23 protein-coding genes are annotated in these 22351 nt (G+C 39.2%); 12 read left to right on the top strand and 11 right to left on the bottom strand.

Annotated features, from left to right (window positions below):
• Positions 1-2: 2 nt before the first annotated feature.
• Positions 3-266, top strand: a complete 264-nt coding sequence (locus EHQ24_RS16180) for a hypothetical protein (RefSeq protein ID WP_135602661.1) — start codon at positions 3-5, stop codon at positions 264-266.
• Entirely contained in the window at positions 256-1107 is an 852-nt protein-coding gene (locus EHQ24_RS16175; protein WP_135602660.1) for a hypothetical protein, read from the top strand. The genes EHQ24_RS16180 and EHQ24_RS16175 overlap by 11 nt, the downstream gene beginning before the upstream one ends.
• Here EHQ24_RS16175 and EHQ24_RS16170 read toward each other — a convergent pair.
• Genes EHQ24_RS16170 through EHQ24_RS16140 form a run of 7 tightly spaced genes read right to left on the bottom strand, consistent with a single transcriptional unit; the run spans position 1070 to position 8850 of the window.
• Positions 1070-2098, bottom strand: coding sequence for an AAA family ATPase (locus tag EHQ24_RS16170; protein ID WP_135602659.1), 1029 nt, complete (start codon positions 2096-2098; stop codon positions 1070-1072). The genes EHQ24_RS16175 and EHQ24_RS16170 overlap by 38 nt on opposite strands.
• Complete coding sequence (locus tag EHQ24_RS16165; RefSeq protein ID WP_244310481.1) at positions 2095-3495, bottom strand: phenylacetate--CoA ligase family protein; 1401 nt, start codon at positions 3493-3495, stop codon at positions 2095-2097. The genes EHQ24_RS16170 and EHQ24_RS16165 overlap by 4 nt, the downstream gene beginning before the upstream one ends.
• A gap of 52 nt (positions 3496-3547) precedes the next feature.
• On the bottom strand, positions 3548-4111 hold the full coding sequence (locus EHQ24_RS16160; protein ID WP_135602657.1) for a hypothetical protein: 564 nt from the start codon (positions 4109-4111) through the stop codon (positions 3548-3550).
• Positions 4086-5738 (bottom strand): vWA domain-containing protein, encoded by a 1653-nt coding sequence (locus tag EHQ24_RS16155; RefSeq protein WP_135602656.1) that lies wholly within the window; start codon positions 5736-5738, stop codon positions 4086-4088. Before EHQ24_RS16155 ends, EHQ24_RS16160 begins: the two co-directional genes overlap by 26 nt.
• On the bottom strand, positions 5739-6695 hold the full coding sequence (locus tag EHQ24_RS16150; RefSeq protein ID WP_167483094.1) for a hypothetical protein: 957 nt from the start codon (positions 6693-6695) through the stop codon (positions 5739-5741).
• Positions 6692-8272 (bottom strand): AAA family ATPase, encoded by a 1581-nt coding sequence (locus tag EHQ24_RS16145; RefSeq protein ID WP_135602654.1) that lies wholly within the window; start codon positions 8270-8272, stop codon positions 6692-6694. Before EHQ24_RS16145 ends, EHQ24_RS16150 begins: the two co-directional genes overlap by 4 nt.
• The gene (locus tag EHQ24_RS16140) at positions 8269-8850 is read right to left on the bottom strand and encodes a hypothetical protein (protein WP_135602775.1); all 582 of its coding nucleotides are present in this window, start codon (positions 8848-8850) and stop codon (positions 8269-8271) included. Before EHQ24_RS16140 ends, EHQ24_RS16145 begins: the two co-directional genes overlap by 4 nt.
• A 74-nt stretch (positions 8851-8924) precedes the next feature.
• Between EHQ24_RS16140 and EHQ24_RS16135 the strand changes: the two genes are divergently transcribed.
• From EHQ24_RS16135 to EHQ24_RS16110, 6 genes are all read left to right on the top strand, one after another.
• Positions 8925-9839, top strand: coding sequence for a TIGR01777 family oxidoreductase (locus EHQ24_RS16135; protein ID WP_135602653.1), 915 nt, complete (start codon positions 8925-8927; stop codon positions 9837-9839).
• Positions 9840-9902: 63 nt separating this feature from the next.
• Complete coding sequence (locus EHQ24_RS16130; RefSeq protein ID WP_135602652.1) at positions 9903-10307, top strand: c-type cytochrome; 405 nt, start codon at positions 9903-9905, stop codon at positions 10305-10307.
• 51 nt (positions 10308-10358) lie between these two features.
• Positions 10359-10580 carry a hypothetical protein gene (locus EHQ24_RS16125; RefSeq protein WP_135602651.1) on the top strand — a complete coding sequence of 74 codons (222 nt, stop codon included), beginning with the start codon at positions 10359-10361 and terminating at the stop codon, positions 10578-10580.
• 42 nt (positions 10581-10622) lie between these two features.
• A complete protein-coding gene (locus EHQ24_RS16120) occupies positions 10623-10973 on the top strand; it encodes an STAS domain-containing protein (protein WP_167483093.1) in 351 nt (116 codons plus the stop codon).
• 56 nt (positions 10974-11029) lie between these two features.
• Positions 11030-12310, top strand: a complete 1281-nt coding sequence (locus tag EHQ24_RS16115; RefSeq protein WP_135602649.1) for a citrate/2-methylcitrate synthase — start codon at positions 11030-11032, stop codon at positions 12308-12310.
• A 22-nt stretch (positions 12311-12332) separates the two neighbouring features.
• Positions 12333-14411, top strand: a complete 2079-nt coding sequence (locus tag EHQ24_RS16110; protein WP_135602648.1) for a SpoIIE family protein phosphatase — start codon at positions 12333-12335, stop codon at positions 14409-14411.
• Between the two features lie 89 nt (positions 14412-14500).
• Here EHQ24_RS16110 and EHQ24_RS16105 read toward each other — a convergent pair whose 3' ends face one another.
• Genes EHQ24_RS16105 through EHQ24_RS16090 form a run of 4 tightly spaced genes read right to left on the bottom strand, consistent with a single transcriptional unit; the run spans position 14501 to position 17864 of the window.
• The gene (locus tag EHQ24_RS16105) at positions 14501-15418 is read right to left on the bottom strand and encodes a TPM domain-containing protein (protein WP_135602647.1); all 918 of its coding nucleotides are present in this window, start codon (positions 15416-15418) and stop codon (positions 14501-14503) included.
• On the bottom strand, positions 15418-16083 hold the full coding sequence (locus EHQ24_RS16100) for a TPM domain-containing protein (RefSeq protein WP_135602646.1): 666 nt from the start codon (positions 16081-16083) through the stop codon (positions 15418-15420). The genes EHQ24_RS16105 and EHQ24_RS16100 overlap by 1 nt, the downstream gene beginning before the upstream one ends.
• Positions 16084-16128: 45 nt before the next feature.
• Positions 16129-16983: a heme o synthase gene (locus EHQ24_RS16095; RefSeq protein WP_135602645.1), complete on the bottom strand. Its 855-nt coding sequence runs from the start codon at positions 16981-16983 to the stop codon at positions 16129-16131.
• Positions 16983-17864, bottom strand: coding sequence for a COX15/CtaA family protein (locus EHQ24_RS16090; RefSeq protein ID WP_135602644.1), 882 nt, complete (start codon positions 17862-17864; stop codon positions 16983-16985). Before EHQ24_RS16090 ends, EHQ24_RS16095 begins: the two co-directional genes overlap by 1 nt.
• Positions 17865-18159: 295 nt before the next feature.
• Here EHQ24_RS16090 and EHQ24_RS16085 point away from each other — a divergent pair, with 295 nt between their 5' ends.
• The 4 genes from EHQ24_RS16085 to EHQ24_RS16070 are packed head-to-tail and all read left to right on the top strand — an operon-like array spanning position 18160 to position 22342.
• Positions 18160-18996, top strand: coding sequence for an SCO family protein (locus EHQ24_RS16085; RefSeq protein ID WP_135602643.1), 837 nt, complete (start codon positions 18160-18162; stop codon positions 18994-18996).
• Positions 18997-19959: a cytochrome c oxidase subunit II gene (gene coxB, locus EHQ24_RS16080; protein ID WP_135602642.1), complete on the top strand. Its 963-nt coding sequence runs from the start codon at positions 18997-18999 to the stop codon at positions 19957-19959.
• 9 nt (positions 19960-19968) lie between these two features.
• A complete protein-coding gene (gene ctaD / locus EHQ24_RS16075) occupies positions 19969-21582 on the top strand; it encodes a cytochrome c oxidase subunit I (RefSeq protein ID WP_135602641.1) in 1614 nt (537 codons plus the stop codon).
• The gene (locus EHQ24_RS16070; protein ID WP_135585260.1) at positions 21569-22342 is read left to right on the top strand and encodes a cytochrome c oxidase subunit 3 family protein; all 774 of its coding nucleotides are present in this window, start codon (positions 21569-21571) and stop codon (positions 22340-22342) included. The genes ctaD and EHQ24_RS16070 overlap by 14 nt, the downstream gene beginning before the upstream one ends.
• Positions 22343-22351 lie beyond the last annotated feature (9 nt).

Genomic DNA, 22351 nt, shown 5'->3' with positions numbered 1-22351 from the left:
TTATGAGTCGGTTGTCCAATGGTTGGAAAATTCCAGAGTCTCTTTTAGATAAAAGGGAACTTATGGAATCTTACCAAAAAACCGTAGAAAGTATGGAGGCGGAAAATCCGCTCACCATCTTTCGGGAACATATGGACAACGGACTTTTGTTTAAAGCGGGTTTGCAAGATGCAATGAACCAACTCACCACTTTTGCAAACTTATATATGAGTATCATCGAACTTAAAAACGAAATTAGTAAACAGTCCAAGGAAAATGTTACTTGAACGTTTGTTCGTCGGCGAAACTTTTTCTGGTTCATTCAGAGAACCTTCTTTTCCATTTCTAAAAACAATCAAAGATTACATTTACGAAGAATTCTCCGAAGGAGATCCTGTTTTTGTTAGTTCATCCATTCCTTATTTGGATTTGGCAGCCAGGATGGAAAAGATTCGGACTCGGATTTATGAAAATATTTCGTTAAAAAAATTTCTATTCCCACTTTTTGAATCCTTAGGGATGGATCCTTCGGATGTTTATGTAGATTTATTTCGTCTTCGTTGTATTCCGAATGGATTTCACAATAAACCAGGATCCGAATCTGTTCTTTATATCCATAGAGATTCTTGGTATGCCAACCCCGAAAACCAAATCAATATTTGGATTCCCATCACACTTGTGAAACCAGGGGCTGGGTTTACTTTGTATCCGTCATACTTTCAAAATCCCATTCCCAATAATTCCCATTTGTTTGATTACAAACATTGGTTGGAAACGGGTGGGTTCCAAGCCACTACTCATTCTCGTTTGGTGGAAAAAATATTTCCTAAACCAAACCATGTGCCAAAAGATTCAAAACAATTTTCTGTTTCCGGAGATTTGGGAGACTACTTTTTATTTTCCTCTCATCATTTACATGGAACCGAAGAGAACAACCAAGGGTTTTCTAGATTTAGTACGGAAATTCGTTTTGTTTTGGGATCTGCCATTCGGAACCATTTTGGCCCCGTAAATACTGATAACCGATCTACGGGAACTACACTTTATGAAATGAAAAATTTAGTGAATGATAAGATTCTCCCAAATGAAGTCATTCAAAACTACGTAAACGTCGCTGCTCTAAAGTGAATGATTCTCGGTTCATAGGTTCTGTTTTCAACTGGTTTACGATTTTGATTGCCTCTTGTTTTCTTGTCTGATAATCTCCTCGTATCCAATGAAAACTCCTATTGGCATCTTCCATTGCTTGTAAAAACCGAGTTCGCATGGATTCTCGTTCTTCACCTAAATCTCGTAATTTGTCTTCTATCCAAGGAATATCAATGTCTAGAAAAAAAGAGGCATCGTATTTTAAACCTAATGCCCGTTCTGTGAGCCAAGGGATTTCTGACTCATAATATCTTTCTAAGTAAACTTTGGTTGTGAGTAGATCTGTATCTAAAAATAAAATTCCATTGGAAGTTTTTGCCGCTTCTACTTCTGACAAAAGATGTCCTTTGGCAATGGGCAAAAAATCCGATTCGTCCATTGGGCCAACTTTTGATTCCAAATACTCTCGAGCAAATTCAGGAATCCAATTGGTTTGGAATTCTTTTGCAAGAATTTCGGCCAAACTGGTTTTCCCAACGGATTCACTTCCAGTAAGAACGATTCGTTTTACAAAATAAGGTCTAATGAGCTCTGGAATCCAGTCCCAATGGGTTAAAGGAGCCTCTCTGATTTTTGTGGCAGAGACGGGTACTTCGTTTCGATTTAAGTCAATCAGTATATGTTTACACCCAAGAACTTTTGAAAGTGGCTCACCATAATCTTCAGAGGTAAAAAGAATATCCACTTTCTTTTTCGTGTGAGTCTCAATCGTCTTTCGCCAAAGATTCCAAAAATCGGGATCTTCTTCTGGGTATTGCGGATTTTCATCCTGAACCCAAACAATTCGAATTTTCGGATCGGGAAATAAAGACAACATCCATTTGAAACGTAATTCGCCAGGAATTTGTTCTCGTTGTAAGGAACATATCAGGACAGTGAGTTCGTCGCAGTTTTTTTTTGCCTCTGAAATGAGATGGATATGTCCTTTGTGAGGAGGATAAAATTTTCCAAGAACTAGGCCATGGGTCATTTTGTTTTTTCCAGAGTGTCTAAATAAGAATTGATAAATGCGGTTTGTTTTTTGCCATCTAACGGAAAGTTGGTGTCAAATTTTACATGAGAACCAATTCCTAAAAGGTTTTCCAATTCTCTTTTTAGTTCGATTTGTAAAGGGTTACTTGGTGATTTTAGGTTCGAATTTGTTTTTGGACTTTCACTCACCTCTAGTAAATCTAAAAATTCATTCGAAGCAGAAACTCGACAAATAAAATTCTCTTTTGTATATTGTTCCATTTGGAATTGATAAATATGTGGATTTCTGCGGAGGATTCTTGCCACGTCGATTGGGTTTACAGTTTCCCCATTTGCTTTAAAGAAATACACCGGTTTTCTGCCAGATAACAATCGCAGGCGAGGGAAAAAATCACCACAACTACAACGATCGAAATGTAATTCTCCTCTGTCTCCTGTTTTGTAGCGGAGTAAGGGAAGGTAAGGATTTCTTCCTCCAGTCACAACAATTTCTCCTATATTACCAGATGGCAAAACTTCACCTGATTCATCTGCAATGATTTCGACATAAAGGTCATGCGGTAAGATATGCATCCATTCAGGATTTGTTTTACAGGCATAAGCAATGGGGCCAGTTTCATTTAAAGAATAGGAATTGATCACAGGGCAGTGAAAGTGTTCCCTTAGTTTTTCTCGTAAACTTGTTGTTAACTCCAAAGCTGTGGAATGGATGGCCTCTGGCCTGTAATCCAATCCCATTTTCATTGCCGCTTCCAAAGCGTATGGATCTCCCGTTAGAATCTGTGGAGAGGATTCTTTTATAAATTTTTCTATCTCATCTTGGTTTTTCCAAGAGTTGGGGTGAAGATTGATTTTTGCAAACTTGGCACCACCCGCCAAACTATGAGTTGTTGCATAGACAATTGTATTTTCTTGGTAACAGAGTTGAATGGCAAATGTAGATTTTGGATTGTGGATAGGAATCACTCCATATTTTTCGACTGTCCATTCGATAAGAGGCACATAACAACCAATCGCTCTTGGGTGGTTTGGCGCAAGGATCGGCCTTCCTGTGGTTCCCGATGTGGGATTGATTACCATTCGTTCTAAATCCATCCCAATCGGAATGATTTCTGTGATTTTGGATTGTAGGTCTTCTCTTGTGGTGAAGGGAATGGAGTCAAAATTTTCTGCAAAATCTATCCCTTTCAATTGGTCTTGGAAAAAAGTAGATAGATATAAATTCTTTCGAACATACTCTATAGCACCTTCTCGTCCTAGATAGGTTTGGTTTTTTTTGGAATCATAAAATACTTTTTTAAAATCCTCTACAAAATCAAAATCATCTTTTTGGATTCGGTCACCTATGTTTGCATTCCAAAGTGGGGCATGAGGTGATTCTAAAAATCGATTCAATTCCCTCTCCCAACTTTCTGTCATAAGTGGGGTGTTTCGGTTTTTTTTGAAATCACTCACGATTGTATTTGGAGGCAGCTTCTTCCTCTTCTTTTTGTTTCATTTGCCGAAGGATTTCTTTGGCTCTTTCTTGGGCCATCTTAGTTTGTTCTAAGATCCGAATCCTTTCTCTAGAATCAATGGAACGAAATCGATCTTCAAAATAAGATTTTGTTTCGTTAGCAGGTAATAAATCTAAAGTATGAAATAAACTTCGAACTAGTTCTTCGGCTCGTTCCGCATCTTTCATCCATTCGGTATAAGGATTTACTAGCGCACAAAGTGCAGGAATTGTTTCCAAAAGATAGGTTCTTAATTTTTTTATATCAATTTCAGGAATTTTGGAATCTGGATCAAACAATACATAGGCGAGGATGGCGTGAGTTGCTTTTATATTTAAATTTGAGTTTATGTTTGTGAGGGAATCGATTGGTTTTTCGAAAATGGGAGTGAGGTTTTCTTTTCTTTTTGTTAACAAAGCATCAAACCACAATGCATCTAGAGACAAAGTTTGTAAGTCCACAGATAAAGTAGGAAAGTTAAGTATTTGTTTAACGTAGTATCTGATTTCTAACATAATTTCTTTGTACAAATTCTTTACTGAACTGGATTAAATCTTCCCAATTGGATATGGGGTAAAGTTCCCAACCGGATTTTCCCATTTCATTTACGATTGAATTCCCTTTTGGATTGTAGAGTTGCAAAACCATAGAACCACCGCCTTCTGCTTTTTCTAAGGCATTTTTTGCGATGGATCTTGGGTCTCTTGGGAATTTTTGCGTGAACATTGTGTCAATTCCATCATCAGAAATGATGAGGATATGCCTTTTGCGTTTTGGTTTTTCTTTGTAACCTTCCTCTAAGAGATCTAAAGGAAAACAAGTTCCGCCGCCAAAATATCCCGTGAGAACTTTTAAAATTTCTTTTTCATTACGAATGAATCCATTTGTAGTTTCATATTCTTTTTCCCCGGACCATAAGGTCACACGAACCGAACTTCCCGTTCGTAATGCCGACAATGAAATGATGGCACCGGCAAGTGTGAGATAAGACAAACTCGTTTGTGGATTCGGCATAGATCCAGAACAATCCACAAACAGATCTAAGTCGATTGGATTTGTTCTCACTTCCATGGATTCAACTTCCCCATATAAATCTTCGACGGTGGTATAACCTGGAACTACGATGGGACTTCGGATGGTGGACTCAATCCAATTGATTTGTTCGATAGGAGAACCTGGATCCCAAAGTTCATTTCCTTCTAAGATTTTTTCTTTGGCTCCAGGGGTTCGTAACTCAGGAAAAGGAACTAGATGTGGAAGAGCTTTGTCTTTATAAAATCTGTACACAATGTCCGAAATATCTGCTTCAATCCCCATGGCTTTACAGATGGAGGAAAAGTCTGCGGGGCCTAATTCCCTTTTTGTGAGTGAGCCAATTTCCGATGAAAAAATTTCTGATTCTACTTCTATGTCTGTAATTCCAGAAGGTGGAGTCATTCCTTTACCCGCATCTAAAGTATCTAAGATCGTAGATAGATTTTGTATGTTAGAACTACCGACTCCATTTTCATCAAAAAAATAGGGAAAACAGATACTTGCAAAATCAAACATTCCTTTTTGCCAATCATTGGGAAAGTTTCGAATCATTCGGCAAACAAGGCTTGCGTCTGATTGGATCAAATCATCTACCTTACCATCGGTTAATGTTTCAGAGGGAAGTGCCCATAACAATTCATAGGTTCGCATATAAAAATTCCAAAACCGATCTTTGTTTTTTCCAATCCTTTGGTAAACTTCCTCCATTCGCAAATGTTGGTAACGTTTTAAATGGTCATTGATGTATAGGTCTTCATAAACATTTACTATCGTAGATGTTAGGTGTCCAAGTCTTGGAAGGGCAAGTCCGGTTAAGTATATGAGTTTGGCTTGGTCAACCAAATCTCCTGGGCAATACACATGGTGACCAATCTCATGGCCCATAATTTCTAACGGGTAATTCTCTAATTTGTATTTTTGGATTTGTTCTACAGAAAGAAGGACTCTATGGTCTAACAAACGAATGGCGGCAAAAGATCCTGTGAGGCCCTCCACTTTTTCTTCTGATGCAGAAAATAGAAATTTAGCTGGTGTTAATTTGACGTAATCACTCCAAAGTTTGAGTGCCTCGTCCCAACGTTCCTCCCATTTTTTAACAAAATCCATTTAGGTAGTTCCCAAATAAAACAAATAGAGGTTATAGGAATTTTGTAATGTACAGAGAATGAATGCGTCGGATTCAATCACAGTTCCTAATTGTTTTAGATCTAGTTTTTTACTCACAATGAGTTTCCAAAACGAAGATTGGATGGTGGATGTGTTTACTTTTTCTGGATTCGCTATTTTTTCCTTAGAAATGATATTGGTTCCGAATTGATCTAAGTATAGGGTAAATTGATTGAGTCCCGACGTTACAACAAAAGGATCGGATCCCGTCCTTAATTCCGAACTTAAGACCGGGATTTCTTGGAATGGGCCACCAAACAAGGAGTAACCAGGGATGACTCGAAAATGGATGGGATCGGTTTCTTTCGGAGGGCTTTTTCTTTTGGGGAAAGGATAGGATAATGTTTCCTCGTCAATTCCCACGATCGATTGGATTTGTTCTTTTAAGGTTAAAGGTAAAATTTTAAATTTTGTTTTGGCCTCTTCTCTGTATTCTGGTTTCCCACTGGCCCAAGCAAAAATGATTAAAAGGATTTTCCATTCCTCCACGGCAGATGTGAACTTCGAAAAGGATTGGATTCTTTTTAGAAAAATTTCTTTTTTTGATTCCTCCACTTTGACAAGAACATTGGCTAAATAAGAAATACATTCTGTTAGGTTTTCGTTTTTTATAAAATCATATAAAGTGAATGTTTCCAAAAAAAGATCTGTCACTTGGGGATTTTGTTTGAAAAAATTTTTGGAAACAAGTGTAACCAAAATTTGGAATAAGGAGAGGGAAGTCTCCTCTGTGATTTCTTTTTCCTTCGAAAGAGATATAGTTTCGAAAAAAGGAACTAGGTTTTCCGAAAGGATATCATCTGAAAAACTTGGATTTGTTTTTTTTTCTTTTAGAACAAGATGGTTACAAACTTCCCGATTTTGTAAGAGTACTTCTTTCCAAAACGGTGGGTTCATACATTTGATTCCGCCCATTTGAGGTAATTGGTATACCTTTGGTGTAGATATTTTAATTTTAATAAATCATCAAACATATGCCCATACAACTTTCTTTGTTTTGCCATGGATTCTATTTCTTTTTCTATTTCTAATAATCTTTGTTTGGTGTCTTTTGCGGAAAGTCCTTCTAAACCTTCTTCGAACTTTTCTGAAAGATTTTTGATCACATCATTTTTATCTAGTCCAAGCCTGTCATATTCACTTAAGGACAAACTAAAAAGTTTTCGAATCCAACTGACTCGGTCGCTGCGGTAGACTTTGTTTTCTGCATCTTCAAAAAAAGGAGAGTCCGAATTTTGAACCAATTTGTCGTGAAGGACAAAGGGTAAAACATGGCTAAGATCATCCAAACTCACTTCGTTTAGGCCACGAAAATAAGCGAGGGCTTTTGCATAATTGATACAAGTAAAAATAGCTCGAACACTGAGTCCATTTTTGGTTTGAGAACCTAAATCCTTTGTTTTGTCCTTCCCTGTTTCTGCAGAACTGAGAATAGAATAGTCAACTGTACTCAGTTTGGCGGTGTCTTTGGTTTTGTATTCTAATTGTTCTCCCGCATATTCCATAAACTCAAATTGGGAGGTAAAAAATTCCATCCGACGACGAAGTTTTGGTGGAAAAATCACATTTCTGATTTCTGAATTGATAGTTTTGATTTCTTCTTCAGAAAAAACAATTTCTTTAGGAACAAGTGTTTCCGGTTTGTATCCTTCTTCCACTCTTTGGATTAAATCCTTAATAAAACGTGTGTTAAAGTGAGGAGCCTTCACCACAATGTCGATCCGGTCACGAAGGGCTTCGATGACTTGGTAGGTTCCACCTCCCGCATCATCGTTGGCTGTTAAATACCAAGCAGCATCGGGGCATTCATAAATTTGATCGTAAATTTCAGCATAGTTATCTCCCATAATGGTGAGAAGGGCTGATTGTGTTCTTGTGGGAATTCGATTGTATTCATCTATGATTTTGATTTGCATTCCAAGCCATTTCCTCCAAGCGATTTTGATTTCATCCATGGACTTGGCCTGCATCATATCACTCGGGAGAGGGTTCCCAAGTAAATCTGTAATTGTCATTTGAGGTTGTCCATGTTGGATGGCTCGTTTGATTTCTTTGATTGGATAACCGGCAATCACACCCATAAGAATGGCGGATGCGGTTTTACCACGTCCAGGCCCACCAACTAACAAACATTTACCTCTTACAATAAGGGTAAGCAGGGGAAGTAAAACAAAACTTGAATAACTTTGTGCAGTGGGAAGGGTGACTGTGGATTTAGAATCTCCTAATGTAAACTTTAAAGGAGGACTATCATTGTATTCAATGTCATAAAATGGATTGATGATGGCAAAGTTGGTAATCCAAAAATAAGCCTTCCTTAGTTTTTCATCCAAACTAGAAGTATGATTTGTTTCCCCGGCAATCGGAAGAGGTCCTTCCTCTAATAAAGAACTGATATCGAACTTTCGACCACTGCCTTTTTTATTTCCAGGGATTGTCGGTGATTCCGAGATTTTGCCTGGAGGATTTGTCATGGTATTTCTTCCAGTTGCACTTCAGAAAGACAACCTGCAGAGGCAAACAATTTGAATTCTGGAGTTAGGATATGGATATTTTTTGGGTAGTTGGTTTCTTTTTGGAATTTAGGAAGTTTTGATAACGGAATAGAAACCTGAGTTTTATTTTTTTCTTCGAACCGGTAAACAAATGTTAACTCATCTTTTGGCATTCTCAGTTCTTTATCTACGTTGATACTTTCGCGTAATAAAAATCGTATTTCAAAGGTTGGTAGGTTTTCACCGGGGCAAGCAAAAACATTCAGATTTTTGAATTCTCTGGGGGAAAAAAGACTTCCATCCCAAAAATGTGATAATTTCATTTCTAAGAAAAAATCAAAATCTCCATTTCCATTTTGTTTCTTTCTCCAAACTGTTTTTGTATCTTTGTCTAAGAGAAGGTGAATGCCTCCAGATCCTGTGTTGTCCTCAATGCGGAACGGTGGATTTTCTTTGTATTGATTTATACTTTTTTTTGTTCCGGAAAATAGATAATAATTCCCGAAGAGAACAAAAAATATGGCAACAGTAATAGGAAGGACAATGGCAGGTCTCATATGAAAGAAAAACTTATGCCCACTAAAAAAATGGGCTACTTCTTTTTTTATGATCCCACACGAAAGGAGGTCCAATGAAAATCGGAATTTTAGGTGGTACTGGCTTGATTGGCAAAGCTTTTGTCGAAACTGCGATCCGTTTGGGACATCGTTTCCGGTTTTTTTCAAGAAAAAGTTCTCTTCCTCCCGAACTTTCCTCTTATCCAGAAATTGAATTTGTTTCTTGTATCCTTCCACAATCCGGAGATTTAGAAGGACTTGATGCCATCGTCAATTTAGTTGGTGAGCCAATAGCTGGCGTTAGATGGTCAGAGGAACGTAAAAAACTAATCGAAACATCGCGTGTTGATTTTACGAGAGGGCTCGTTGCTCGAGTGATGGATCTAAAGTCTCCACCCAAAGTTTTTGTAAACGCAAGTGCTATCGGTTATTATGGAATGTCAGAAGAAGTACATCCTCCTTATTCCGAAACCAAAGAACCAGGGGACGACTTCCTTGCCAAACTTTGTGTGGATTGGGAAAACCAAACGCTTCCACTGAAAAAAGCGGGAATTCGGACTTTGTTACTTAGAACTGGAATCATTCTATCCCCCAAAGGGGGAGCTTTGGAAAAAATGGTTCCTCCTTTTTTACTCGGGGTAGGTGGTGCCATCGCTTCCGGCAAACAAGGCATGAGTTGGATCCATATAATGGATTTTATTTCTGCAATGTTACACTTAATGCAGTTAGAATCAGAGTCAGGCGCTTATAACTTAGTATCACCAGAACCGGTCAGTAACGAAGAATTTTCAAGAGTACTAGCAAAAACATTACATCGACCTAGCTTTTTTAAGGTTCCTTCTTTCGCCATACAGGCGCTTTACGGTGAAGGATCGGTTGTGATCACCGAAGGACAATATGTCATTCCTGAAAGATTACTAAAATCCGGTTATGAGTTTCAGTTTCAAAATTTAGAAAAGGCAGTCTCAAATCTTTTAGAAAAACATTGATTTCTTCTTTTCAAAAGACAAGAAGGGTGAGAGACTGGAGCCAACCTTATCTTGGAGTAAGAAATGAACTCAAAAAAAGTCTTAGTCTCTCTCTTCGCACTCTCCTTCGCATTTGTGATGGTAGCTTGTGGCGATTCCAAACCAAAAGAAGAAGTTCCTGCTGCTGCGGAATCTAGCGCTAGTGCGGATCCTGAACTTGCAAAAGGTGAAGAACTCTATCTTCAAAACTGTTCTTCTTGCCACGGTGAGAAAGGTGCTGGTGACGGAGCTGCTGCTGCTGCCCTAAATCCAAAACCAAGAAACTACAAAGCTCCTGCTGCTGAGTGGAAAAATGGAAATACCGCTGCCGGTGTGACTAAAACTTTGAAAGAAGGAATCAAAGGATCTCCAATGGTTGCTTACGGACATTTGGGTGATGATAACATCCGCATCCTTGCTAAGTACGTGGAACACCTTTCTAAAAACTAATCATCTTCTTTTTCGGTTCCATCCACAGGTTGGAACCGAACACTTACCTTTATGAACCAAATCATTAAAAAAGCTGATCGACCCACCTGTGATTGTGGGACCACTCGTGACGACGAAAATGCACGTAAAGTTGTGAAGTATTCCACTTGGGGAATGATCGCCATGGGACTTGTCGGAATATCAGCTACACCTACAGACGTGTACTATGTTTGTAGAAAATGCAAACAACCTTTTGGTCGTTTGTCGAAGGAAGAAAGAAAATCAAAATCGTAATTTTTGTTGACCCGCGTTCTCAGTGGAATTCCCTGGAGGCTAATGATGGAAGAGTTTAAGATTCGGTTGGGATTTGAAAATGGGGGAAACCTCCCTGTGATTCATATTTCTGGTGAAATCACTTCCGAAGCCGAAGAAGAGATTGTTGAATCTTACGAATCCATTCCTAGCGATAAACGCGGTCGCGTCATTCTGAACTTTTCTGAAACTTCCTATATCAATTCTGCTGGGATTGCCACTCTCATTAGCCTCATTACAAAATCTTCTGAGAACCAAGGCAAAATTGAGTTCGCGGGCCTCAATACCCACTTTCGCAAAGTCATGGATATTGTTGGCCTTACTGATTTTGTCCTCATCCACGATTCTCTCAATTCTGCACTCACCCAAGTCTAAATTCTTCTAGATTCCTAACTTCCCTTCCATAAGATAGGAGGGAGAGAGGTCTTTTCATGAGTGAAGTGGAATTCCACATCAAGGGCAAAACATATAAACTACCGGTCATTGTTGGTACCGATGGAAAAGAAGGAATCGACTTAACCGATTTTTATAGAAAAACCGGCCTCGTCACCGTGGATCCAGGTTTATTCAATACAGCACTTGGTTTATCAAAAGTGTCCAGACGTGACCCAGAAAAAGGGGAATTAACTTATCGTGGTTACGACTTAAAAGAACTAGCTTACCAATCCACTTTTGTGGAAACTTCGTTTTTATTAATTTATGGAAATCTCCCTACCAAACAAGAGTTAAATGACTTCTCTGGTCGACTTTCAAAACACTCGATGATCCATGAAGACATGTTAAATCTTTTTGATGGTTTTCCTGGTGTTGCCAATCCATTGGCAGTTTTATCTGTAATGGTTACTTCACTTTCTAGTTATTATTTAGAAGAATACGAAGAAAAGTTAGATATGGGTGTGGACTTAATTGCAAGGTTACTTGCAAAAATTCGCACAATCGCGGCATTCACTTACAAACATGCAGTAGGGCATCCTTTTGTGTATCCATTAGATAAAAATCCTTACTGCACTAACTTTCTTTATATGATGCATAAGATGCCTGCGGACAATTATACAGTTCCAGAAGAGTTTGATCGTATATTAAATCAAATGTGGATCTTACATGCGGATCATGAACAAAATGTATCCAACACCGCTGTTCAAGTGGTTGGATCTACTCAAGCCAATTTGTTTGCTTCTATCTCTGCAGGGATCATGGCACAGTGGGGAGCTCGCGAAGGAGGACGTCCTACTGCTGCGATTGGTCTTATTGAAGACATCATCAAAACAAAAACACCTGTTAAGGATTATTTCGAAAGGTTCAAACGTGGTGGTCTAAACATTCAAACCAATGGGTTTGGACAAAAGGCATATGATGTGGTAAGCCCTCGTGCCCAGGTCGCACGTGAAATCATTCGCGAGTTTTATAAAGGTAGAAAGTTATCCCCAGTAGAAGACATCGCACTTCAAATTGACGAAGTGGTTTGGAATGATTCTTATTTTATGGAAAATCTCCTCTATCCTAATTTAGAATACTACTCCGGACTCGTATTTCACACATTGGGAATCCCTAAAAATATGTTTTCGGTCATGCAAGTGATTGGCAGACTACCAGGTTGGCTTGCGCACTGGAGAGAACAAAGGATGAAGGGAGACTTCTCAAAAGTTCGTCCAAAACAGATATATGTGGGCGAAAACCAAAGAAAGTACATCCCTGTTCAGAACCGCCTGTAGGACTGTTAAACCTTCGTTTTCAATGAATTTCCGTTGGATCGGGATTGTTTGGTGTTTGGCACTTGTTACGTGTAATCCGAAAGAAGTGCCTCCCCAAGTGGAAAAGGGAGTTCTATCGGCCGAGTCGTACTTAAAAGATCAGACAAAAACCATAGAACTTGTGGGTGAGTGGGGGTATTACCCGGGACTCCTGATTTCCCCACTGGAACTTTCCTCTGTGGAAACGATTCGGGAACCACATTTTTTTAAGGTCCCTGGAATCTGGTCGGATTCTTTTTTCCATCGCGGTTTCCTTGCAGGTGATGGGTATGCCACATTTAGCCTCGAAATCCAACATGGACAAAAAGGGGTTCCACTTTCTTTAAAAGTTCCTGAAATGGAAACCGCCTATAACTTGTTTGTTGATGGTGTTCGGTTGGCATCAAACGGTGTGGTGGCAACTTCCTACCAAACAGGAAAACCTGAATACAGACCAAGAATCATTGATTTTATCCCGAAAGAAAACCAAACTTCCGTTATCTTGCAAATCTCAAACTACCACCACAGGAAAGGTGGGCCTGCCCAGATAATTACAATTGGAAACACATCTGAAATTCACCATCAGTATGAATCTGATATCTTACGAGATATGTTACTTGTTGGTAGCATTTTGTTTATGGGAATCTACCATTTGTTTCTGTATCGGAACCGGAAAAAAGATCCTTTTACTTATTGGTTTGCCTTGACTTGTCTTTTAGTAGCACTACGGGTATTCATTACTGGAAATAAATATTTAATCCAAATTTTTCCAAACTTACCTTGGGAAATACATTTAAAACTCAGTTACCTCAGTTTCTTTTTAATCACTCCTATTTTTACCAGATATGTTTATCTACTTTTTAAACCTTATTATTCTCGACTAGCTTATGAATTTCTTAAATATGTAGGTTTTGCTTTTTGTTTTATCGTTCTTGTGACGAGGTCATCGTTTTACACGTATTTGATGATACCGTTCCAAATTTTTACTTTGATTGGAGTTGTTTACACTTTTTTTGCCATCATCCGAGCCATCCGTGATTCCTTTCCTGGGTCTATATATTTTCTCATAAGTTTTGCTATCTTTATCGCAAGTTTTATCAATGATATTTTAGTAAATAACCTTGTCATTTATGGACCGCTCACCATCCACTTTGGAATTTTTACTATGTTTTTCGTTCAATCTGTATATATAGCCCGAAACTTTTCGAAAGGGTTCGTGGATGCAGAAAACTTGGCCATAGAACTTTCTGATAAAAACCAAACCTTACAAAAAGTACAAAATCAACTGACCGATTTAAATGAAAGATTGGAAACAAGGGTAAAAGACAAAACAATAGAACTCCAAAGTAAATTGGATCAAATTGGAAAGGATATGAAACTCGCAAAGTCTATCATCCAAAGTGTTACCAAACTTCCAGAATTAGATCCTCATTTGAAAGTGGATATTTTATACAAACCAATTGCAGAAGTTGGTGGTGACATCTATTTTATAAAACGGATTCAAGACTTTTATTATCGTTTTTTTCTGGCTGATGCCACTGGTCATGGTTTACAAGCTGCCCTTTATACCATGATGATCCAATCTGAGTTTGAACGTGTATCCGCAGTTGCTATGCGCCCGAATGATTTGTTGTTTTATATGAACCAACATTTTTACGATAAAAATGCTGACTTACAAATTTATTTTCCAGCTCTCGTGATGGATTTTGATTTCCACCAAGGCATTCTTCGTTATGCGGGAGGTGGTGTTCAAAATCAAATCCATATGAAGAAAGTTGGAAATACCACCATTATAGAAAACACAGGCCCTATCATTGGAATTTTAGAACATTACCGGTATGGAATTTTTGAATCAAAAGTAGAATCAGGAGATAGGATCTTTTTGTTTACGGACGGGTTATTTGAGGAATTAAATGAATCGGATGGAACGAAAGCCTGGGGCGATTTATTAGAAGTCATCCAGAAAACCGTCACTTTGCCATTCGAAGAACTGGTTCCTTCTATTAAAACTATGTTGTTCCAAAAAATGGATAAATCCTATTGGAAAGATGACTCCGCTCTCATTTGTATTGAAATCACCTAACAGTATCTTTTGTTAGGTGATTTGTTTAACAAGTGTAATGTGATAGTTCTAAAATCTGATTTGGTTTTTAGTATTTGAGCTGGATATTGTTACCAATCTCCAGAAGATCCGCCGCCGCCGGAATCCCCGCCGCCACCAGACCAACTATCGCTAGAACCAGATGACCAGGAATCACTTCCGCTCGACCAACCACCGCCATCATAGTATCCTCCAGAGCCTCCACCACCTTGACCGAGACCGAAAATTCTTTTTAGAAATATTACTAAAAAGAAAAGGGCGATTGCGATAATTAGAGCAAAAGTCCCTCCAAAGATAAAAACTAACAGAGGATAAAGGAAGAGAATCCCAATAATAGTGACTACTAAACCACCAAAGCCAGCTACAAACAGAGAAAAAAATGTGGCGATTCCACCAACAATTCCTGATGAAACTTCATCCGAATCATTTCCAGAGGTATTTACATCATCTTCCGAAGGTGCATATTCTCCGCGAATCGCAGCCATAATGGCATTTACCCCAGCAGTGACACCTCCATCCATATCCTTTGCTTTAAAACTGGGTGTTATTTCATTACGAATGATTTGTTTGGCCTGAATGTCAGTGAGTGCTCCCTCAAGGCCACGACCGACTTCAATTCGCAACTTTCTTTCGTTAGGTGCAATGAGTAAAAGAATTCCATTGTTTTTGGATTTTTGTCCTAACTTCCATTCATCAAAAATTTGAATGGCTACATCTTCTATCACTTCATCATGGAGGCTTGGTGTTGTGTACACTGCAATTTGATTGGAAGTTTCTGTTTCAAATTGTTTGAGGCTTGCTTCTAATTGATTTTTTGTAGCTTCTGATAAAATTCCAGCATGATCCATCACTCGTCTTTCCAGTTTGGGAACAGGAAAAGAATGAATGATTGTAACAGTAGGTAACAAGAGAAAAACGAAAAACAATCGATTCGTTAGACTGAGAATGGATTTAAAATTTGAGTTGGTAGGTTTTGTTTTGATCATCATTACATCAATTTCCCACCATCACGGATTTCGTTAGAGATTTCGTTTTTATCGTCTTTTTCTCTTTGGATATTGTATTTGTTCAGTAATTCTCCACAGAATAGAATACTAGAAACAATCCCTTCTTTCTTTTTGCCAGATTTCATCCCTTCAATGATGAGACGAACTGCTTCATTCCATTCTGATTTTGGAACGACTCTTGCAATTTCTTTGTCTGGTAATACTCGGACAAAATGTTCATATAGGGAAATATAAATTAAAATTCCAGTTCTACTTTTGGTTCTAAAAACTTCTTCATCCAAAAAAGCTTCTTTAGCCCTAAGTTCGACAAAGTATTGTTTGGCGCTTCGTGAAACTAAGTTAATTCTGATTTTAGGAAAAAAGGAAGTGATACCTAGCCCAAGGACTGCGCCAATCCATACGGATAAAATGCTAAAGAAGGACTCTCCACCCCAAACAATTCCGTACAGTCTTTGAACCAGATAAAAAATAGTTCCAAATAAACCACCCATCAGAAAGGCTCCGAACCAGATCCATTCTTTATAGTGGTGTGAAGATTCAGCAAAAAAGGGAACAATTTCGGCGGAGGTTTTTGATTCTGCAACACCAACCGCTGATTTGATTTCATCCAAATCGGACTTAGAGAAATAACGTGTTAGGATACTCATGGGCAGAAGAAAAACAGGATTTTTAGTTCAAATCAATCAAAAAACCTAGATTTTGGAGTCGATGACGATGGCCAAACTCACCAAAAATAAGTGAAAGATACTAAAAAAGAAAAACCGTTTGGCAAGTATTTTGTCCTTCGAACGTTTTAAAAAATAAGCGAAGGTCAAAATTAAAATAGTAAGAAAAATTGCAGAACCTAAAAACAAAAATCCCATTCTTTCATCTACGAAGTAAAATCCAAGTACAGAAATGGAATAGGCAATCGCATAAAGAAAGATTTGATTCACTGTTTTTTCAATTCCGGACACAACAGGCATCATCGGAATCCCTGCAAATTCATAATCATCTTTTAAAAAGATAGCAAGAGCCCAAAAATGTGCCGGTGTCCAAAGAAAGATCATTAAAAACATGATCCAAGCTTGGAGAGGGAGCGCATTTGCCATGGCTGCATATCCAATAAGTGGACCAATACATCCAGAAATCCCACCAATCACAATGTTTTGTTCGGTTCTTGGTTTTAGCCAAATCGTATACAAAAACACATATAAAAGTAAAGCTGATAGGGCGCAAACGGCCGTTAGGAGATTGATATAGTAAGTTAAAATAACAAAAGCTACAATCGCAACCACCACACCTAAAACTAATGCAAAGGTTGGTGAAATTTCCCCCGCAGGAATGGGTCTTTGTTTGGTTCTATACATCACTGCATCTCTTTCTCTTTCAATGTATTGATTGAGGATAAAAGATGCAGAACTCATCAAATAAGTTCCAAAAAGTGTGATTGATATTTCGAGTAGACTCGGATAACCCGTAGTTCCTAAATACATACCCGGAAGGACGGTAGCAAGGACGAGTACAGTAACTCTAGGTTTTGTGAGTTGGTTCCACAAACGGAACATTATAAAACCTCTTTTTCCTCAGACCGGAAATGGTAAAATGCAGCAATAAAACAAAACATAAATACGAGAACACCATTTAATGTGTGTAAGCCGGTAATTAACTTTGGAAGTTGATACAATACGTTCATTGCCCCAAGCAAGATTTGAAAAGAAATCAAATAAGCGGCAATTTTTAAAGATTTTTTCACGTGATTGTTTTTTAAGTAAAGGATTCCGTATGCAGATAAAGACAATACAGAGAAGGCGGCAAGGTATCCAAAAAGTCTATGTTCCATCTGGAATCGAATGGTGCCTTTCATTTCAGGAAACCATTCTCCGTAACAAGTAGGGAAGTCGGGGCATGCAAGTCCTGCGTAATGAGAACTCACCTTTCCGCCAAGAAATAGTTGGTACAATACGACTGTGAGTACAAATACGAAAAAATATTTTCCTGGTCTTTTCCATTGGAACTGAGAAGAAACATTCTCTGTCAAAAGCAACCGGACAGTCAGGCAAGCAGAAAGAAGTAATACTGCATTGAGTAAATGTAAATTAACGGTTGTTGGGTGGAGTAGTTTGGTTACAGTCAATCCACCGAGAATCACTTGTGAAATTAGGAAAATCAGTGAAAGTGTAGCCGGGATTCCCAATTGATTTCGAGTGTCTTTGTTTCGTAAAATCCAAACAAAACCAATTCCAACAAGGATACCCAAAACACCAGAATAGTATCTATGACCCACTTCCATAAAAATTTGGAATGTAAATTCTGGTACAAATTTCCCGTGGCACAAGGGCCAGTCAGGACATGCGAGTCCCGAATCAGTTGCTCTTACGAGTGGTCCGTAGAGGAGATTGATGAGAATTAATGCGGAGAGAATGGTGTAAAAACGTTTGAGTGTCATACGTCTATCTGTTTCCTCCAGGTTTTGTGATCTGAGTTTGGGGAAAATAAAATTAATCTTGCATCTTTTAAAAATTGTTGGATAAAAAGAGCAGTTTTTCGTATAGACTATAACAGGTAAAATTATGCAAAACACAGACCTTTACAATAAGAGTGGTTACTGGACTTTCCTCATCACGCTTGCACTCAACATTCTTTTCTTCGCTTATATTTCCTTCGTTCATCCGGGCACACCGGAAAACCCAGGAATGGAATCCAAAAGCGTTCAATCCAAATAGGGTAACCACCAAAACTTCGTGAACATTAGATTTTCTTTTTTCCTTTGTTTGTTATTCGGAACTGGTGTTTTGTATGCGTATGATCCCCATTCCAATCTAACTCGGGACAACAAACTCCCGAAAGAACTAGAAAATATTGGATTTTCTGATGTCACGGGGAAGTCTCTGAACCTCGACATTCCGTTTCGCGATGAATCTGGGAAAACCATTAAGTTTTCAGATTTTCTTGCAAAAGGGAAACCAATCCTACTTTCTCCCGTTTACTTTAAGTGTCCCACTCTTTGTAATTTTCACCTAAACGGTGTTTTCCAAGGATTGAAGGCTCTCGATTGGACTCTTGGCAAAGAATACCAATACATTGCGGTATCCATTGACCCGAAAGAAAACGAATCGGTTGCCTTTCCCAAAAAGGGAGCTTATTTGAAAGAATATGGCAGAGAAGGGGCAGAATCTGGCCTCCATCTCCTGACAGGAACTCAAGAATCTATCGATGCTCTGACCAAACAGTTGGACTTTCGGTACGCTTGGGACGCGGAAGCAAAACAATATATCCACGCGAGTGGGGTTTATGTTTTGACTCCCGAAGGAAAGGTTTCGCGAATCTTCCAAGGAATCCAATTGGAACCACGGGATTTGAAATTTGCCTTCTTAGAGGCATCTTCTGGGAAGATTGGGAGTTTTGTAGACAAGTTTGCTTTATTTTGCTTTCAATTTGATCCAAGAAAAAATAAATATACGATATACGCATACAGGATGATGCAATTCGGGGGGGCGGTCACCTTACTCCTTCTCGGTGCGTTTTTATACATAAACTGGCGAAAAATAACAAATAACAACCGTCAAGGAGTCACATAGATGTCTTGGAGCAGTCTCATTCCAGCGACCTCGTTCATGCCTATCCAGGCGACGGAAATTGCAAAAGAAGTTGATCTTCTTTACGCGTTTCTGATCATTTCCAGCCTTGTTTCGTTTGTCATCTTGATTGGTGGAATGACATGGTTCCTCATCAAGTTCAAACGTACAAGTTTAGACCAGAAATCCGCATACATTACTCACAATAATTTTGCAGAATTTCTTTGGTCGTTCATCCCTCTCATCATCATGATGGGGATTTTCTACTGGGGTATGGTTATCTTCGAAAAACTGAGAACCCCTCCAGAAGACATAGCTGCGGAAATTCATGTTACTGGTGAGCAGTGGGCGTGGACTTATCGTTATGCGAACGGAAAAGAATTTTATAGCTCTGCAAACGATCCTATGATTGTTCCTGCAGGTAAGGCCACAAAACTCATCCTCACTTCAAAAGACGTAATTCATAGTTTCTATGTTCCTGCTTTCCGAACCAAACAAGATGCGGTTCCAGGAAAACTCACTCAACTTTGGTTCGAACCAAAACAACCAGGTGAATACATCGTATTCTGTACTGAATATTGCGGAACGAAACACTCTGGTATGATGATTAAAATCAAAGCCATTCCTTCTGAGGAATATGCGGCTTGGTATCATGCAGAGAAAAAAGGTGCGGACTCTCCGGCCGATCTAGGAAAGACATTATTTGCTCAAAAAGCTTGTGCGTCTTGCCACTCGATCGATGGAGCAAGAATTGTTGGACCTACGATGAAGGGACTTTTTGGTTCTAGCCGAAAGTTTGCTGACGGTAGCCAAACCAAAGCCGACGAAAACTACCTTCGTGAATCCATCCTTGTTTCTTCTGCGAAGATTGTGGAAGGATACCCACCAGCAATGCCGGTATTCCAAGGACAACTTTCTGACGAAGACGTTGCCAACCTAATTGAATATATCAAATCCATTAAATAAGGAAGAGAGATGAGTTCAGCACATACAAAAACCGAACATGGCCACACTGACCATAATTATCTGAACCACGGATCTGGAATCTGGTCTTGGATGACCACTCTGGACCACAAACGCATTGGTCTTATGTACTTTGCAACAGTAGCTACCCTTTTCTTAATTGGTGGTTTCTTTGCTTTAGGAATTCGTCTGCACTTAGCAAAATTTGGTGCAGAACCACTTTTGGATCCAGACACTTATAACAAGTTTATGACCTTCCATGGTGCCATTATGGTATTTATGGTAATCATTCCTGGAATTCCTGCTTTCCTTGGAAACTTTGTTCTCCCGATCCAACTCGGTGCCAAAGACGTTGCTTTCCCAAGGTTAAACCTTGCTTCTTACTACATCTTCATTGCAGGAGCTGCCATCGCTGCTTCTTCCATGATTTTTAACCAAGTAGACACAGGTTGGACATTCTATACTCCTTACTCTACAGCAAAAACTTCCAATGGGGTGATTTTGCTTGTTTTGGGTGCCTTTACAATGGGTTTTTCTTCCATCCTTACGGGACTAAACTTCATCGTAACCACTCATAAACTGAGAGCTCCTGGAATGACAATGGACAGAATCCCTCTTATGATTTGGGCTTTGTATTCCACTTCTATCATCCAGATCCTTGCAACACCAATCCTTGCGATCACTCTCCTTCTCATTGGAGCAGAGAAAACTCTGGGAGTGGGAATCTTTGATCCAGACTTAGGTGGAGACCCAGTTCTTTTCCAACACTTCTTCTGGTTCTATTCTCACCCTGCGGTTTATATCATGATCCTTCCGGCGATGGGAGTGATCTCTGAACTCATCACTGCGTTCTCCAAAAAAACAATTTTTGGTTACCGTGCGATTGCCTATTCTTCAGTAGCGATTGCAGCAGTATCCTTCCTTGTTTGGGGACACCATATGTTTGTATCCGGTCAGTCTACACTTGCTGGTATCATCTTCTCCATCATCACTATGTTTGTTGGGGTTCCAACAGCAATCAAACTCTTCAACTGGATTTCCACTATGTATCGCGGAACAGTAACCTTCGAAGCTCCAATGCTCTTCGCTCTTGGTTTTATGTTCCTCTTTACCATCGGTGGATTGACAGGGGTATTCCTTGCATCAACTGGTATGGACGTTCACTTCCATGACACTTACTTTGTGGTAGCTCACTTCCACTACGTAATGGTAGGGGGAACGCTTATGGCACTTATGGGCGGTATCTATTACTGGTTCCCAAAAATGTTTGGAAGAATGACTTCTGACCTCGGTGGAAGAATCTCTTGGGTTCTTATCTTTACTGGATTTAACGTAACTTTCTTCCCACAATTTGTTCTCGGTGCAATGGGAATGCCAAGACGTTACTTTGATTACCTTCCTGAATACACAAACCTCAACCAAATCTCTACCGTAGGATCTTGGCTGATTGGTCTTGGATTTTTGGTAGGACTCATCACCATCATTCATGGAATTTTTAAAGGCGAAAAGGCAACTGACAACCCTTGGGGTGCAAAAACGCTCGAATGGCAAACGTCTTCTCCTCCTCCACACGAAAACTTTACAACTACTCCAACAGTAACTGCAGGGCCATATGACTTCCGTTAGTTCTTCAAGTGAATTTCAACACCAACACCATTTTAAGAGTGCAGAACACCAATATGCCTCTTCCAAACAAGGAATCTGGTTATTCCTTTGCACAGAAATCCTTATGTTCGGTGGCCTATTCGTAGGTTACCTAATTTACCATTCTCTTTACCCAACCGTTTTCAAAAATGGTTCGGAAACATTAGATTGGAAAATGGGAGCGGTGAACACCGTTGTGCTTCTCGTTAGTTCCTTTACGATGGCTGCGGCGATTAACTACGTTCAACGTGGATTACACAAAATCGCAGCGATTATGTTAGCTTTAACGATTGCTTGTGCTGGTGCCTTCATGGTGATCAAATACTTCGAATATAGCCACAAGTTCCATGTAGGAACTGTTCCCGGTAAATTTTCGTTAGTTGATCCTTCTTGTGGTGCGGGTGGAAAAAGAGCTGAGTGTGAATCTAAGATTTCTGCTCTTCTTAAAAACCCTGCTGAACTTGAAAAAAACCATGTGAGCGCAGAAGAAGTTTCTCGTTTGAAAGCAGTGATTTCTCAACCAAAATGGGAAATGTTCTACGGTTTTTACTTTGTCATGACTGGTCTTCACGGGGTACACGTGGTAGCTGGTGCTCTCCTTATCTTCTGGATTTTCATTAAAACTCTAAGAAGAAAAGTTGGACCTGAATACTACACTCCTGTAGAAGGTGTGGGTCTTTTCTGGCACGTTGTGGACTTGGTATGGATTTACCTCTTCCCACTTCTTTATTTAGTAGGATAAAAGGTATTA

It is taken from the genome of Leptospira noumeaensis, from assembly GCF_004770765.1.
Taxonomy (GTDB): domain Bacteria; phylum Spirochaetota; class Leptospiria; order Leptospirales; family Leptospiraceae; genus Leptospira_A; species Leptospira_A noumeaensis.
This window is presented reverse-complemented; position numbering and strand designations above follow the sequence as displayed.

What these genes read in the sequence shown, in the direction of transcription:
- EHQ24_RS16180 (WP_135602661.1), top strand. Translation starts at nt 3, where the DNA reads ATGAGTCGGTTGTCCAATGGTTGGAAAATTCCAGAGTCTCTTTTAGAT.
- EHQ24_RS16175 (WP_135602660.1), top strand. Translation starts at nt 256, where the DNA reads ATGTTACTTGAACGTTTGTTCGTCGGCGAAACTTTTTCTGGTTCATTC.
- EHQ24_RS16170 (WP_135602659.1), bottom strand. Translation starts at nt 2,098, where the DNA reads ATGACCCATGGCCTAGTTCTTGGAAAATTTTATCCTCCTCACAAAGGA.
- EHQ24_RS16160 (WP_135602657.1), bottom strand. Translation starts at nt 4,111, where the DNA reads ATGTTAGAAATCAGATACTACGTTAAACAAATACTTAACTTTCCTACT.
- EHQ24_RS16155 (WP_135602656.1), bottom strand. Translation starts at nt 5,738, where the DNA reads ATGGATTTTGTTAAAAAATGGGAGGAACGTTGGGACGAGGCACTCAAA.
- EHQ24_RS16150 (WP_167483094.1), bottom strand. Translation starts at nt 6,695, where the DNA reads ATGAACCCACCGTTTTGGAAAGAAGTACTCTTACAAAATCGGGAAGTT.
- EHQ24_RS16145 (WP_135602654.1), bottom strand. Translation starts at nt 8,272, where the DNA reads ATGACAAATCCTCCAGGCAAAATCTCGGAATCACCGACAATCCCTGGA.
- EHQ24_RS16140 (WP_135602775.1), bottom strand. Translation starts at nt 8,850, where the DNA reads ATGAGACCTGCCATTGTCCTTCCTATTACTGTTGCCATATTTTTTGTT.
- EHQ24_RS16135 (WP_135602653.1), top strand. Translation starts at nt 8,925, where the DNA reads ATGAAAATCGGAATTTTAGGTGGTACTGGCTTGATTGGCAAAGCTTTT.
- EHQ24_RS16130 (WP_135602652.1), top strand. Translation starts at nt 9,903, where the DNA reads ATGAACTCAAAAAAAGTCTTAGTCTCTCTCTTCGCACTCTCCTTCGCA.
- EHQ24_RS16125 (WP_135602651.1), top strand. Translation starts at nt 10,359, where the DNA reads ATGAACCAAATCATTAAAAAAGCTGATCGACCCACCTGTGATTGTGGG.
- EHQ24_RS16120 (WP_167483093.1), top strand. Translation starts at nt 10,623, where the DNA reads ATGATGGAAGAGTTTAAGATTCGGTTGGGATTTGAAAATGGGGGAAAC.
- EHQ24_RS16115 (WP_135602649.1), top strand. Translation starts at nt 11,030, where the DNA reads ATGAGTGAAGTGGAATTCCACATCAAGGGCAAAACATATAAACTACCG.
- EHQ24_RS16110 (WP_135602648.1), top strand. Translation starts at nt 12,333, where the DNA reads ATGAATTTCCGTTGGATCGGGATTGTTTGGTGTTTGGCACTTGTTACG.
- EHQ24_RS16105 (WP_135602647.1), bottom strand. Translation starts at nt 15,418, where the DNA reads ATGATGATCAAAACAAAACCTACCAACTCAAATTTTAAATCCATTCTC.
- EHQ24_RS16100 (WP_135602646.1), bottom strand. Translation starts at nt 16,083, where the DNA reads ATGAGTATCCTAACACGTTATTTCTCTAAGTCCGATTTGGATGAAATC.
- EHQ24_RS16095 (WP_135602645.1), bottom strand. Translation starts at nt 16,983, where the DNA reads ATGTTCCGTTTGTGGAACCAACTCACAAAACCTAGAGTTACTGTACTC.
- EHQ24_RS16090 (WP_135602644.1), bottom strand. Translation starts at nt 17,864, where the DNA reads ATGACACTCAAACGTTTTTACACCATTCTCTCCGCATTAATTCTCATC.
- coxB (WP_135602642.1), top strand. Translation starts at nt 18,997, where the DNA reads ATGTCTTGGAGCAGTCTCATTCCAGCGACCTCGTTCATGCCTATCCAG.
- ctaD (WP_135602641.1), top strand. Translation starts at nt 19,969, where the DNA reads ATGAGTTCAGCACATACAAAAACCGAACATGGCCACACTGACCATAAT.
- EHQ24_RS16070 (WP_135585260.1), top strand. Translation starts at nt 21,569, where the DNA reads ATGACTTCCGTTAGTTCTTCAAGTGAATTTCAACACCAACACCATTTT.